1 protein-coding gene (cut by a window edge) is annotated in these 15,663 nt (G+C 72.2%); it reads left to right on the top strand.

What is annotated here, in order from left to right; all coding sequences use genetic code 11:
- The first annotated feature begins 27 nt into the window (after positions 1-27).
- Positions 28-15,663 carry the 5' portion of a hypothetical protein gene (locus tag ACZ31C_RS01360; RefSeq protein ID WP_465793714.1) on the top strand. It continues 29,148 nt past the right edge of the window, so the window shows 15,636 of its 44,784 coding nt (coding positions 1-15,636); the start codon lies at positions 28-30; its stop codon lies off the right edge, out of view.

Below are 15,663 nucleotides of genomic sequence, written 5' to 3'. Positions count from 1 at the left end.
CGGCAGGTGCGGACCCCGGGCGAACCGGTGTCGGAGTGGGTGTGGCGCTCCCAGCGGATCGCCGAGATCCAGTCGACGCTGGCGGGGCGTACACCGGAGCCGGTTGTCGTGCCGGTGCCGAAGCCGCCTGTGGGAACGTCGGCTGCCGAGCGGAGCGCGCGGGCGTGGGAGAACGCGACTCCTGCGGAGACCGAGATCCTGCAGGGCGGGGGTGCCGGGTTCGGGTTGCGTCCGGACCAGCGGGTGAACCTGGTGCTCAACGAGCGGACCTGGGCGCGGCAGAACAGGGCGGCCGAGGTCGGGACGCCGACGACGCTGCCGCCGGAGCTGGCCCACCTGCAGGCGCGTTCCCGACGGATCACCGATCCGTCCGAAGGGGAGCAGCGGATCCTCGACGGTGTGGGTCTGGGGGCGGGTCTGACACCGGGACATCGGGTGCTCACGGTCGAGGCGCTGCGGTCGTTCGCGCGGGGCGCCGAGACCTGGCTGGAGGGGCCGACGGCTGCTGCGGCCGGCGCGGCCCGCACCGCCGAACTACGGCAGCAGGTCGAGCTGGCGAGGCAGGGCCTCAGCCCGTACGACGACGGCGGGTTCCAGGTTGTCCTGAATCAGCACGGCCAGCCGAGCCTGCGACCGCGCGAGACCTCGGGCGCTCCCTCCACACGGGTGAAGTGGGAGGTGCCGGCACAGGGCCGTGAGCCGGCGACCCTGCGGCCGGAGCCCGTGCATGTCACCGACCGTGACGTGCTGCTGCCGGTGACCGAGGCACCGGCCCCGCCGATGCGGACGGTCGAGAGCACACCGGTGGTACGCGAGCGGCCGGAGGCTGGGAATTCGGCTCCGGAGGTGCGGACGCTGGAGCGCCCATCCGTGCAGACGGTGGAGCGTCCGCCGCTTCCGACGGTGGAGCGTCCGTCGGTGCCGGAGCGGCGGATCCTGGCGGGTCAACGTCTCGGCGAGGGGCTGTCACCGGCGCGGCGGGTGCAGACCGTGGAGGCGCTGCGATCGTTCGTGCAGCAGGGGCGTACCCGGGTCGACGACCTGACGGCGGCGGGTGGTGCGGGGGATCTGCGCCAGGCCGCCCAGATCCGGGGACAGATCGCCCTCGCAGAGCAGGGACGCAGCCCCTTCGGGGATCGGGGCGTGCGGGTGGTGCCCGGCCGGGACGGCCGACCGGAACTGTTGCCACCGCGTGACGTACACGGCCTGCCGCTGACCCGGGCCGAATGGGGAGTGCTGGCCGGACAGGGCGCGGGCGAGGGCCTGTCGTACGACCAGCGGATCGACGTGGTGGTCACCCAGCGCAACTCGGCGTGGCAGGCCGAGCAGTTGCGGGTGGAGTTGGCGGAGCTGCGGGACCGGGAGCCGCTGCCGGACGAGCCGACGTCGGATCAGGCCTGGCGGGCGCAGCACATCGCCGACCTGGAAGCCCTGGTGGGTGACCGTCCGGCCGGCGACCGGACGGCTCCGCCGGTGCAGACCGTCGCGCTGGTCCGACAGCCACCGCCGGCCGGGGTGCTGACCGAGGCCGAACGGGAGGTGCTGGCCGGTCGGGGTGCGGGCCAGGGTCTGCCGTACGACCAGCGGATCGGCCTGGTGGTCGGCGAGCGCAATTGGGCCTGGCAGACCGCGCAGGTGCAGGCGGAGTTGGCGGAGCTACGCGTCTGGGACGCGCTGCCGGGTGGCTCGGTCTCGCAACGGTTGTGGCGCGTGGACCGGATCGCCCATCTCGAAGCCGTGTTGACCGGCGAAGTCCCGCACTCTCACGACGAGCAGCCGGCGCCACCGGTCCCGGCGTCGGACGGGCTCCCGTCGGTGCCGGCGGTGGTCGCCCCGTCCGCAGGCGAGCAGCGGATCCTCGACGGCGAAGGGCTCGGCACGGGTCTGTCGCCGCTGCGGCGGCGGGACGTGGTGGAGGCGCTGCGGTCGTTCGTGCAACGCGGCCGGGCGGAGCTGGACGAACTGGTCGCGGTCGGCGCGGACGATGCCCGGGCCGGACAGCTCCGGCAGCAGGTGGAGCGGGCCGAGCAGGGGCGCAGCCCCTATGGCGACCGTGGGGTCCGGATCGTGCTGGACCGGGACCGGCAACCGGTGCTGCTGCCCCCGCGCGAGCTGCCCGGCCCGCTGACCGAGGCCGAGTGGACGGTGCTGCGCGGTCGGGGCGAGGGCCGTGGCCTGACGTACGAGCAGCGCGTCACGCTCGTCATCCGTGAGCGGGAGGCGGCGCGGCAGGCCGAGGAGGTCCGGCAGGCCGAGGAGGCCCGGTGGCGGCGCGAGCTCGACGAGGCGTTGCGAACGTGGCAGGCCGAGCAGGAGCGGAAAGCCCGCGAGGAACAGACCGCGGTGCGCGCGGCTGCCGTCCCCGAGGGATACCAGATCCGGCACGAGCAGGCCGAGGAGTACCGGCTCTATCGTGGCGCGGCCCCGACGTCGGCGGAGGACTCGGGTGCACCGCTGGTGGCGGGCCGGGAGGCGTTACGGGTCGACCGGTCGGTGACCGACATGAGGGTGGTGGCCCGGTACCTGCGTGCCCTGGACCCGGCGATCGCGGGCCGGCAGCAGGTGGAGATGCCGCGTACCGGGCGGCGGGTGACGCCGGAGAAGCTGCGGTCGCTCGTGGACCGGCATCTGCCGGCGGGGGCGGTCATGGCCGTACCGGTCGGTCAGGTGACCGCCGGAACGCCGGTGCCGTTCCGCCGGTTGCCCGGGGGCACGTCGGCGGACGACGGCTGGTACCTGGTCGACCACGACACCATCCTGAGCGACGGGTCACGGACCCGGCCGATGGCCGCCGGGCACACCCTGGTGGAGTACCCGAACCTGATCTGGATCCGGCCACCCGACGCCCCGGAGTCGGTGATCACCAGATTCCTGGCCCGCCCCGACAACGGAAATACCCTGGTGCTGGTCGGTGCGCCCGGCACCAACCCGCCCGACGAGGTGTGGGACGAGCTGGGCACGCATCTGCGCGGCCTGCCGGAGCAGCGGTTGGACCGGCTGGAGTTGCAGGACCTGGTCATCGAGCGACCCGACCGCCACCTGCCGGAGGACCGCCGGTTGGTCGAGTACCACGAGGCGGCGCGCCGGATCGGGCACGGTTTCACCGGTAAGCCCACCCTGGAGGCCAAGGAGAAGCTCTGGGCTCACCTGTCGGACACGCTCAATCCGGCCGGGCCGGGACACGTGCCGGTGCCGGAGTTCGACCCGCTGCACGACGCCCCGGGCCGGGCGCGCGGTGTCCGGGCCGAGGATCTGCACGGTGGCTTCTCGCACCAACAGTGGCGTCTGGTGCTCTCCGACAAGATGCTGAACACCTGGCAGGACGTGGTCACCACGATGCGCCACGAGTGGGAGCACGTCGAGCAGTACTTCCTGATGGCCCGCTACCTGGCAGCCACCCACCGCACGGTGGCGGACCTGCGGCGGCACATCGCCATCAAGGACGACCGGGTGCTCCAGGCCGCGCTGGACAACCCGGCCGTGCCGGGCACCGACGACCATGAGTACGGCGAGCAGTTGTACCGGGGGAAGCTCGGTGCCGATCGGGGGGCGACCGAGGCGGTGGAGGCGCGCCGGCGCGAGCTGTACCGGGTGTACAAGGACGCCGTGCAGCGCAAGCGGGACCTCGACGCAGTCCCGACCCGGAGCCTGCGCGACAAGGCCGACGTGGCGCTCCAGGTGATCCGCGCCAACGCCGCGTACGCCTCTGCACGCATCGACTACGCCGCGCTGCCCCTGGAGGGCCCGGCGATCGAGCGGGAACGGCAACTGGACCGGCTGTTCGCCTGGGACACCATGCCGGATGCGGTGCCGGTCGCCGTCGCCACCGGACCCCGGCCCGGTCGTGCGGCAGATCGTGCCGGCGAGGCTGGCGTCGGACCGGCACCGGACGAGCCCGCCGAGGTCACCGCCAGCCCGCCCTATCCGGCCGAAGCCGCCGTGGCGCTCGCGCCGACGAATCCGCTGCTGGACCACCGGCTTCTCGTGACCGCCGACCGCGAGCTGCACGAGGCGGTACGCGAGCTGGTCCGTGCCGACTACGGGCGGCTCTCCGGCAGATCGGGAGAAGCCGCGCAGCAGGACGGCTGGCGGAACCTGGCGAACCTCGTCCTGCGGCACGCCGGGTTGCCCGAGCTGGGACCCGATGGTCTCCACATCGGTCAACCGGCCGAGGGGCACCTGGGCGGATTCGACCGGCGGTCGTGGACGATCGGGCTCGCCGACGGCGCCGTCGAACACCTGCTCCGTACGCTGATGCACGAGCTGGTCCACGTCGAGCAGGTCACGCTCGTCGGTCGGCTGCCGGCGGGCCGCCCCGACGGCGTCACGCTGGATTCGCTCGTCCACGACGCCCGAGTCCGCGACGAACTCTCCTCGACAGCGGTGGATGCCGGCAGCCCTGGACACAACATCGGCGGGCGGATGCGGCCGGAACTGGAACCGCAGGGCGAAGCTCGGGCGACACAGATCATCGCCGCCGTTGGTGCCGCGCAGTCCCGCATCGACGTGACTCCGACACTCCTGCACGAAGCCGACCGCCTCGGTGGGTTCAACGCCGGAGTCCGTGGCCGATTGGCGCGGGGCCACGACGGCGTGCTCCGACATTTCGCCGAGGCGATGACCCGATACCTGAACCTGCCGCTGGAGGCTCAGGCACACCTCGTGCAGTTCGACTTCGACTCCGGCGGTGTGGCGCGGGACTGGCGACGGGAACCGCAGGCACAGGTGCCGCCGCTTCCGGGTTACGTCGTCGAGGCGATCGTGGCGGGCAGCTTCGTCCGTCCGCAGGGCGTGACGAGGACGCCCCCGCCTCGGCTCGCCCATCCCGACCGTCCACTGGTGCTGATCCACCTGACCGACCTCGCCGACGCCGAGCGGGTGGTGTCCGAACTGGCGTCGTCCCTGCCCGCGCACGCGCTGGTGGAACTGCACAGCGCACCGGGAGGCGGGCTGTTCACCGTCGAGGAGTTGGCGGTGCTCTCGTCGGCGCTCGACGACGACCAACTTCTGATCGTCGCCCCGGACCTGGTGGCACCCGCCGGTGAGTTCGCCCGTCACCTGCTGCCGTTCTCCCGGACGCATGCGCCGACACTGGCTCCGTTCGCCGCCTACTACCGGCTCCATGGGAGTTCGCGGCCACCGTTCCTGCCGATGTCCTTTCCGTACCTCATGCGGAATGTGGGCGTCGGGACCTTCGAGCTGTATCCGGGTTGGCATGTGGTCGCGGTGGGCGACCGGGCCTGGATCGGCCCGGCCGACGGGCAGCCGGACCTGACCGGTGTGGGACGCGCGCGCGTGGTGGTCGGCAGCCCCGGCCAGGAGACGCCGTGGGCGGTGGTCAGCGCCGGATTCTGGCTGGCCCGGATCCTGGCCGGTCAGGTCGGGGCCACCGTCGACGAGGGCTTCGTCCACGTGTTCCGGCCGGCGATCGCACCCGCCGACACTCCGGCGGCCGTCACCGACGACGTGCTCCACGCCGTCGAGGACCGCGACCGTGAGCTGGTACGCCTCGCCTTCGGCGCGGAGTACGTCCCGGCATCCGGGAGTCCCGTCGAGGTCCCGCACCTCGACGGGAACCCGTTCAGGCTGGTGGAGTCCGCCGACTACGAGCTGTACTACGTGGTGGACGCCCTGCTCCACCTGAGCGGCGGACCGGTCGATTCGCTCGTGGCACCGTCGCGCGCGGTCGACGCGCTGACCGGGTTGGCGGACCGGCTGGGCCTGATCGATCCGGCCGTACCCGACTCCGGCGCGCTCGCCGCCCGGCGTGTCCTGCTGGCGGCAGGACGACTGGCGGCCGTCGCGTACGGTCCGGGTGGCCTGACCATGCCGAGACTGCGTGCGGCGTGGCACGTGCACACGACGGCGGGAGATCCGGCGCTTCCTGCCGTCACCCGGGCGAGGACGCTGGTCCAGCGGGTCGTCCCGGCAGACCATGTCGAGGACCTGGACCGGGAGCTTCCGCTGCACCTGATGCGGGTGCTGGATCCGGTGGCGATCTCGGACGCTTCCCGGTCGGCGCTCGGCCCGTCCTACGATCGCTCGCGCGAGTGGCTGATCCGGATACTCCAAGGTACGAGGGCGACCGATGACGGGGCGGCGACCCTCTGGTGGCCCGGTGCGGACCCGAGCCGGATACCGCTCGACGTCTGGGCGGCACTTCCCCTCCTGGCCGAGATCGACGACGTCGTGGTGGTGGGTTACCAGGCAGGCCCGGACGGGCTGCCGCTGCTCGACGGCCGACCCGCCGCCGACCATCAGGTCATCGGTGGTGCCGCCCTGCTGGCCCAGCTCGGTGACACGCTGCGTACCGAGCTGAACGGCGGTGACCCGAGCCGGCAGCGGGTCTTCCTGACGCCGCTCGTCGACGATCCGGCGGTCGAGGAGTCGCTCGACGGGCTGCGGACCGACCTCGCCGCGCTGGACAAGCGGCTGGGCTGGGGAGTGCGGCTGGCGGCGTCAGTGTCGACCGGGACGGACGAGACGGATTCGGCCGGCGGCGATCCGGACGACATGGAGATCACCGCGAGCCCGCCCGATCCGGCGGAGGAGCCGGTGCGGGTCGGGTCGTGGCCACCCGTCCTCCTGTCGTCCCAGGCGTTCCCCCTGCTGCACGAGCAGGTGGCCATCGTGTCGCCCGAGTCGTCACCGTCCGGCTCGCGCGTGACCTCGCGGGCGGTGTCTCGGGCGGTGTCGCCGTCCGGCTCTCGGGCGGTCTCGCCGTCCGGTTCGCGGGCCGTGTCGCCGTCCGGTTCGCGGACCGTCCTCGCGTCCGTGAGCGCGACGGAGGCACCGGATGAGCCGGCCGTGCGGGCGGTGGTGGCCCTGGTCGACGCGTACGCGCCGGGGCGTGCGGAGCACGACTGGGAGGTGACCGCGCCACAACCCGGCGGACCGGTGCCACGTGGCCCGCTGGCCGACCTATTCACCGTGGAGTCGTTGTCCGGTTGGCCGGCTGGTGTGCTGCGCGCCGGGGTCGTCCTGCGTCCGGTCGGCAGCACCGAGGACCGGCGGTTCCGGTTGGTGGTCCGGGCCGAGACGGCGGGTTCCTACCGGCACGTGGAATCGGATGGGGACGTTCACCGGTACGGGGTGCCCCTGCTGGTGACGGTGCGGTTGGAGCACACCGGCCCGGTGCCGGTCGGGCCCCTGATCGAGTCCGCGTCCGAGTTGCCGCAGTCGCGGGCGGTGCTGCTCGATCAACGGGTCGCGGTGACGGAGGAGGTGCTGCGGCAGCCGGGGGTGCGGATCCGGCGCGGCGGTGTGGAGCAGGTGGCGGCGCTGCCCGGCGGTCCGGACGAGACACTGGAAGCGCTCAGGCTCGCAGCGCTGCGGGTGCCCGAAGGAGCCGCGCTGCCCGGGCAGGTCGTGGTGGCCGGGGTCGCGGCATCGGTGCGGGTGTTGCAGGACGCGGTGGTGGCCGAGCTGACCTCGGGCCGGTGGGCGGAGAGCTGGTCGGCGCGGACCCGGGCCGGTGTGCGGTCCCGTTCGGTGCTCGCCGATCCGGTGACGTTGGACGGGCTGTCCCATGCCCTGTCCGAGCCGGGGTTGGTCGACGCGCTGCACGGGCAGCCGGTGGCGGTCGGCCCGCTGTCGGTCGGGCTGGCGGCGTTCGACGGGGTCCGGCTGGGCCAGGTGACCCGAGCGGGTGCTCCGGAGGTACGCGTCCGGGCGGGCCTGCTGGTGCAGGTGGAGCTGCGGGAGACGGTTCGACCTCCGGCGGGTCCGGCCGGGTCGCCACCGCCGTTGGCGTTCCGCCTGGACGGGGCGGTGGAGCTGTCGATGCCGCCGGAGTTGGCGGATCAGATCCTCGATGTGCTTACGCCGCCGTACGAGGCCGAGGCACCTCCGGCGTATCAGCGGGCCGCGGCGTCGGCGTGGGGTGTGAGCGACGAGCAACAGCGGCTGCTGACCGACGTGTTGGGCGGGACGGGAGCCTGGGACCGGCTCCTGGAGAGTCAGCCGTTCGGGTTCGACGGCCCGGCGTTCTGGCGTCTGGCGGGGCTGCTGGAGGTGGTCGACGAGAGCGGTCGGGTCCAGGATCGGTCGCGGTTGGCCAGGCTGGCGCGATGGGTGCAGGTCATCGAGCGGGTGCCGGACCCGTCCGAGGTCGAGGCGTTGGCCGTCGGTGCGGTGCTGACGCAGACGCGTACGGAGTTGTCGGCGGCGGAGAACGCCCTCCAACGGGCCGGAGAGGTGCTCCGCTCGTCGGCGTACCAGCATCGAGTCCTGGAGACCGAACTGCGCGGTCTCGACCGTCGGATCGCGCGGTTGTCCGCGACGGTGACCGACGACGCGGCGGCATCCGCGCTCGCCACCCTCCGCCAGCAGCGCGGCGAGGTCGCGAACGCGTTGCCTGCTGCCGCCGCGCATGAAGCGCACGCGTTGGACGAGTTGAGCGTGCGACGCGACGTCGACGCCCAGCTACGGGACGGTCTTGATCGTCTCGTCGCCGATCCGTCGGGGTCGGCACGGCTGGCGACCGTCCGGCGGGCCTGGTTCGCGATCGCCATCGAGCTCGGTGTCGAGCCGGGTGCCCTCGAAGTGATGAGCGGTGAGGTCGCTGCGGTGGCGGTCGGGCGCGGTGACGCCTCGCCGACGGAGTTCCTGGCCGACCTGCGGCGGCGGCTACGGCCGTTCGGGGTGTTCACCGACAACGACCTGGCGCTGCTGGCCGGCCTCGGTCGGCGGTTGGCGCTGGGGCCGTCCGACGCACCCACCTTCGCGTGGCTCAACGCTCGGGGTGTGCCGCTCGAGTTGGTGGACGGCCTTCCGGACGAGTTGGCGAACACGACGGTCACCTGGGCCTCGAAACAGCACCTCCGGGGCGACGACCCGGCGTCGGCGGCGCGGGAGCTCGGCCTGGCGGGCGTACCGGCGTTGAACGGGCTCGTCGACGCGCTCCGGGACGCCGCCGTGGCGGCCCGGCCGGTGGGCCGCGCCACGCAGCCGTCCGGGAACGAGCATGGCCAGTGGTCGGAGTCGGTGCAGGACTGGTGGTCCGCCCTGCTGATGATCCGTGACCTGGTGGACGTCGTGGTACGGCGTTCGCCGGTGCCGATCATGAACGCTGACCAGGGTGCGGCGGTCGCAGCCGGGGTGCTCCGGCTTGCCCAGGAACTGGGCTTCCGGACGCCTCGGCACCTCCTGCGGTATGCCGTGTTGAGTGCGCGGCTCGGCTTCCCGGTCACGATCCTCTCCGCGTACCTGTCGTCGCGGCACATGCGGATGCAGGTGTACCGGTTACTCGGCAACCTGCCGATGGCCGAGATCGAGGAGTTCCTGACCGATCTGGTGCGGCATCGGCCGGTGGACCTCCAGCAGGGCGGGAACGTCTCGGCACCGCGCCCGGTGGGGGAGCGGGAAGCCGCCGCGTGGGCGTCCCGGCTCGGTGTGTCCGCCGACGCCATCCGGACGGCGGCAGCGAGTCCCCTGGTGGACCTGCCTCGCCTGGTCGGGTTGGCCGACCAGATGGGGTTGGCGGGTGAGCAGGCGCAGTGGCTGTGGACGGTGACGTCGCAGATCGGCCGGTTGGCGGCCGACCTGCCGAGGCTCGCGTACCGGGCGGGGACGCTGCCGCAGGTCCTGCTCGAATGGAGTTGGCGGATGGACGCCGACCCACGGGACCTGATGCCGTTCCGGTCGGCGCTACGCCTGGTGGCGGCCCCGGACGCGTCGGTGACGTACGCCGACCGGCTCACCGTCCAGGAACTGGTGGCGCACCTTCAGAGCACCATCGCACATGGGATCGAGGCGTGGTGGTGGGTCCTGTGGGTCGGCGCGCACACGCCGTCCAGCGAGGGGCCTGACGGGCTCACTCCCGGCGAACTGCTGGACCGGATCCGGGCGTACCCGACGGGGATCTTCGAGAGCCCGGGGACAGAGAACGCGGCCGACCTGGCCCAGAGGATCACGGACCTTCCCGAGGACTACACCGACGGTATCGAGCCGCTCTCGTCCCTGCCGACCGAACGGAACGCGGACCACTGGTTCGGCGACTGGTTCGAGGAGCGTTTCGAAGCACCCGAAGGCGCCATCACCCGCGACATGGCCAGCCGGCCGTGGCTGGACCATCTCGCGGTGCTCGACGACGCACGCAGGCTCGGGACGGAACCGAGCGAGGCCCTCGATCATGCACGGCGGACCGGTGGCGGTGATCTGACCGTGATGCGGTCGGACGAGCTACCGGACGCTTTCTCCACCCCGGCCCTGACGGACCTGACCCGCCGGTGGGACCTGCGTCTATACCAACTCGAACCGGTGATGCACCTGCTGGACCAGGGCACAGCGGCCATTCCTGCTGACGAGTTGCCGGGACGTCTGCTGGCCCAGGTCTGGGGATCGGTGGAGCGAGTCCCGGCCAGCCAGGCCGCAGCCGTCCTGCCGATTCGGGCCCTGGCGGACATGGCCCTGTCCGCCGACACCTGGCCCGCGGTGACCGCCGGTGACGATCCTCGGCTGCTCCGGTGGATGACCGGTGTGACGGGCCTGGATTGGACGACGGACACCGACCCTTCGCGGGCGACCACTCTGCGGCGGCTGATCGAGGCCGGCTATCTGACCGCACTGGGCAAGCTGGCCCGCAGGATGGGCCTGCCGCAGCACGAACGGGCGGCGCTCGCGAGCCGGCTGCGGATCAGCCAGGAGTGGGTGACGGCGCTCAGCCTCCGGATCGGCTCGGTGCCGACGCGCATCGTCGAGCAGGCAGCCAGACTGGGCGTGGCGGACCCCGCGCGCCTGTTCGTGCTCGCCTCCCTGCTCGGCGTCGACCCCCGCATCCTCGGCCCCGACGACGATCTCGGACGACTCAACGGCGTACCCGGATCGGACCGCCTCGGTGCGGCGGGCGAGGTCGCCGTTTCGATCCGGGCCCGGCCCGACTGGCCGACCCGACGGATGCACGGCACCCTGACCGGCGATCTGTTCCGGGTCGTGCAGTCGTCCGAGGCCGCACCTGCCCAGGTGGTGACGCTGCTGGGCAGGCTGCCGCAGCTCCTGAACGACGACGGTTCGTGGCTCGGCCTGCCTCGGCTGCTGAGGATCGCGGTGCGGCTGGGCGGGCGGCCTGAGCCGGTGGCGCTGTACGCCAACACGAACCGGCCGCCGTTCGTTCCCGGCCGCCCACAACCCACCGACGAGCAGGTGATCGCCGCCTACCAGGAGTGGACGGAGCGACTGCGCGACAGGTACGGGCTCGACCCGATCGACGTGTGGCGGGTGTGGAACGGCGACGGTTCCGCGATACTCGCGCGGGGCGATGTCGCCGAGATCCGCCTCGCGGCGATCCAGCACGCGGGCAACGACCTGGCGGGAATGACGAGCCGCCTGGCCGCGAACACCGGTCAGGACGTGTTGGATGCCATCGAGACGGTGACACGCGGATCAATCCGTGGTGCCCGGGTGCCGTTCCTGCCGGACGTCGCGGTGCCCGACGGGGTGCACATCAGGTTCAGGGTGCGCCAACTGGCGGATGGACCGCGTGCGCGGCTGGCGAGAATTCTCGACGGTGTTCCCGGTGCCGCTTTCCAGCAAGGCGGATTGAGTTGGGACCACGTCAGTTTCACGTTCGCCTCAGACGGTGGTGGCTGGGCAGACCTGACGAAGGTGCTGAGAGCCTTCGGACCGAATCCCGGCAATCGGCCGCGCCAGGTGCACGTGGACGTGCGTCACGGGTACGGAACGGACCGAGCCGCCTACCTCCGACTCGCACACCTCTACTACTCGCACACCGACGTCCTGACCACCGCCGGAGTGACACCCTTCGACGACCTCGACGTCTATCGCGCGCAGTTGAGCCTTCCGCAGTTCCCGACGTACGAGCGCTTCCTCGCCTACCACGGCGCTGAGCGCGGGGCGTTGTGGATCGGCGCCGCACCGCGATCCGGCGACGTCATCCGGTTCAGGACCGGGATGAACGCGCCAACCGATCCCGGTACCGTCCAGGCGCGCGTGTTGATGATCGCGGAACTCGTCCGGTCGGCCCGACGCCCGATCGAGGACGCCGCCCTCTGGGCCCGGCAGTTCGAGCTTCCCGGGGCCCGCCGTGGTGCTCGCGAAGGCGGCGCCGCGCGGGAGCTGGGGGCCGATGGGCGCTGGCTGGCCTCGCTGCACGCCGACCCGGCACTACGGGCCCAGGCTGCCCTGCTGATCCTGACCGGTAGGGACGAGCCGTACCAGTTCGGGTCTTCCCGGCCGGTCGTGCCGGGGCTGGGTCCGGTGTGGTCCGACCCCGTCGTCACGTCTGCGTCCGCCGCGACATCGGTGGCGTCGAGCCCGGCCCCGGTGGACGACGACGGCGACGTGGAGATGGACGGCAGCCCGCCCGACCCGACCGAGGCACCGGTGGCGGTCGGATCGTCGCCGCCCGTGCTCGTACCGTTCGCGGCGTTTCCTCTGGCGTACGACCAGGAGAGCCTGACCGCGCCGGATCCGGCGGTGCCGAATCCGGCGGCGGACGCGGCGACCGACCTGATCGACGCGTACGCACGGAGACTCGTACAGAGTCGGTGGGAGACGGTCGGTGCGCCGGCCCGATCGACAGGTCAGTTGACCGAGCTGCTCTCCACCAGGCGACTCGAGGACCTGCCGCCCGCGCAGCTTCGGGCCGGCGTGATCATGCGGCCGGTCCGTTCCGGAGATACCGGGAACGAGCGGTTCCGGCTCATCGTGCGGACCGAGCCGGCCGGCCCCTACCAGCACGTCGATTCTGCTGGTGGTGCGCATCGGTTCGACGCGTCGCTGTTGGTGACGGTGCGGCTGGAGCACACCGGGCCGGTGCCGGCCAGAAACACGGGACCCGAACCGGTCAGGGACCTGCCGCAGACCCGCGCGGCGCTGCTCGACCAGCGGGTCACGGTGGCGGACGAGGTGCTGGCGCAGCCGATGCCACGGACGGCTGCCACCGGCGTCGAGCGGGTGCCGGCGCTGCCTGGTGGCCCGCAGGAGACGCTCCGCGCGCTCGGCCTACGGCCGCAGACGGTGACCGGGCACGACGTACGGAACGGACAGGTTCGGGTAAGCGCGATCGCCCCGACGGCGGTGCGGACGCTGCACGACGCGGTGGTGGCGGAGCTGACCTCCGGCCGCTGGGCAAGGCACCGGCCGGCTTCCGCCCCGGGCGGCCTCCGGTCCCACCCGGTGCTGGCCGATCCGGTCGCGGTGGACCGGATCCATCACGCGCTCTCCGCGCGGGGACTGACCGCGCTGCTGCCCGGTGCGCTCGACGGACCGGGCGCGGCGGCGGGTCCGCTCCGGGTCGAGCTGGCGATGTTCGGCGGGGTACGGCTGGGCCGGTCGAACCAGAGCGAGACCGCGCGCGAGCGGATCCGAGTCGGCCTGCTGGCGCAGGTGACTCCGTCGGGTTCGCCGGGCGCGTCACCACTGGCGGTCCGCCTGGACGACGCGGTGGAGCTGTCGGTGTCGCCCGACACCGCCGACCGGATCCAGCGTGACGCCCTTCCCGTGCGCGAGGAGTCGCCCACCTACGAGCGGAAGTCACCGTCGGCGTCGGGGCTGAACGCCGAGCAGCAGGCCATGCTCACCGACGCGCTCGGCGGCTCCGACGCCTGGGACCACCTGCTGAGGAGTCAACCGAACGGGTTCGACGGTGCCGCGTTCCTGCGGTTGGCCGGGGCGCTGGCGGTGCTCGACGAGAACGGTCAGGTCGCCGACGCTGCCCGGCTGAACCGGATGTTGCGCTGGGTGCAGCTCATCGAGCGGGTGCCGGAGCCGTCCCAGATCGAGCCGCTGGCGTTGGCGGCGGTGCTGACCCAGGCGCGCGACGCGTTGGCGCACGCGGAGGCCGAGCTGGTCCAGGCCGACAAGACGCACTGGTCGGCGGAATACCAGCACCGCTACTGGCAGTCCAAGGCGACCGGCCTCGACCAGAAGGCGGAAGGTCTCCGGGGCCGCGCGGAGGACCTGCGGCGTCGGGTGCACCCACACCGGGAGTCGCTTCCCGACGCTGCGGCACCGGTCACGGGACTCGCCGATGTGCAGGCGGAACTGGCGAACGTGTCGGCGGACATCGACAAGGTGCGCGCCGCGTTGGCCGGCGCCGCCGATGAGAGAAGTCGTGCGGCGCGGCAAGTCGCCGCACTGCGCATCGAGGTCGCCGGACTCCGCCGAGGTCTGGCGTCGCTGCACGCGAACCCGTCGAGTGCGGTGCAGGTGCCCGTGGTCCGGCAGGCCTGGTTTGCGCTCGCCGTGGAACTCGGCGTGGACCCGTACGCGCTTGAGGTGTTCGGTGGCGAGTTGGCCGCGACGATGGTCGGGCGGAGTGAGATCGCGCCCGGGGACCTGTTGGCCGAGCTGCGACGGCGGCTACGTCAGTACGGGGTGTACACCGACAACGACCTGATCATGTTGGCGGATGTCGGCAGGCGGCTGATCCTGGATCCGGCTGACCTGCCTGTCCTGCGGTGGCTCAACGACCGGGGCGTGTCGTTGGAGTTGTTGGAGGCGTTGCCGGCCGACCTGTTGGCCACGTCCTTCAACTGGGCCTGGCAGCAGCATCATCGTGGTGATCCGGCTTCGGTGCCGGAACTCGGCCATCGTGATTCCGGTGCGCCGGACGGTTGGCCCGCTCTGCTGAGCGGTCGGCTCGGCTTCCCGATCACGTCGCTGCTGGCGGATTCGTCGTCCCGGCACCTGAAGCTGCTGCTCTACCGGATGCTCAGCGACCGACCGATGGACGACGTCAGCGAGTTCCTCGACTCGCTGACGCCGCCTCCTCCGTCGTACCGCAGCGTGCCCCCGGTCAGCGAGGAACAGGCGGCCCGGTGGGCGGCCCGGTTCGGGGTGACCGCCGACGAGGTGCGGGCCTTGGCTGCGAACGCCTGGGCCGACCTGCCCCGCATGGTCGGTCTGGCCGATCGGATGGCACTGGACGACGGCGAGGCGCACTGGCTGTTCGACCTGATCCGCACGATCGGCCGGATGACCGCCGACCTGCCGAGACTGGCGTATCGGATGGGCGTGCGGCCGCAGGTCGTGCTCGAATGGAGTTGGCGGATGGCCGCCGACTCGCGGGACCTGATGCCGTTCCGGTCGGCGGTGCGACTGCTCTCGACCTCACCTCCGCCGGTGTCGGATGAAGGTCGACTCTCTGTCGCGGAACTGGTGACGAACCTTCGGGACAGCCTCGACACCGTGACCGACGCGCCGTGGTGGGCGTTGTGGATCGCCACGCACACCCCGTCGACCCTGGGCCCTGACGGACTGACGCCGGGAGAGCTGTACGACCTGCTGGGCGAGGAGACGCAGGACGTCTTCGTGTATCCGGGGACGCTAAGCGCGGTGAACCTCCTCGACCGCATCAGGGACCCGTACCGGCCCCTCCGGGACTACGCGGAGATCAGCCCGTTGCCCGCCGACCGGGCCGCCGACCAGTGGTTCGCCACGTGGTTCGGCGACCAGTTCGGCGTTGGTGAGCTGGTCATCCACCACGACCTGATGAGGCGGCCGGGTCTGGACCACCTCGCGGTACTCGACGAGGCCGCCAGGATGGAGGTGGAGCCGTCCGGGCCCCTCGAGTACGCCCGCTGGTCGGGCGGCGGCGACCTGGCGGCGACGCGGGCCTTCGCCCTGCCGACCGGAGATCCACAGGCCGTGCTGATGCAACTGGCCTATCGGTGGGACTTGCACCTGCACCAGTTCGCTCCG

The sequence above is a fragment of the Micromonospora sp. NPDC023869 genome (assembly GCF_055559695.1).
The sequence above is the reverse complement of the archived record's forward strand: the minus strand, read 5'-3'. Positions and strand labels throughout refer to the sequence as shown.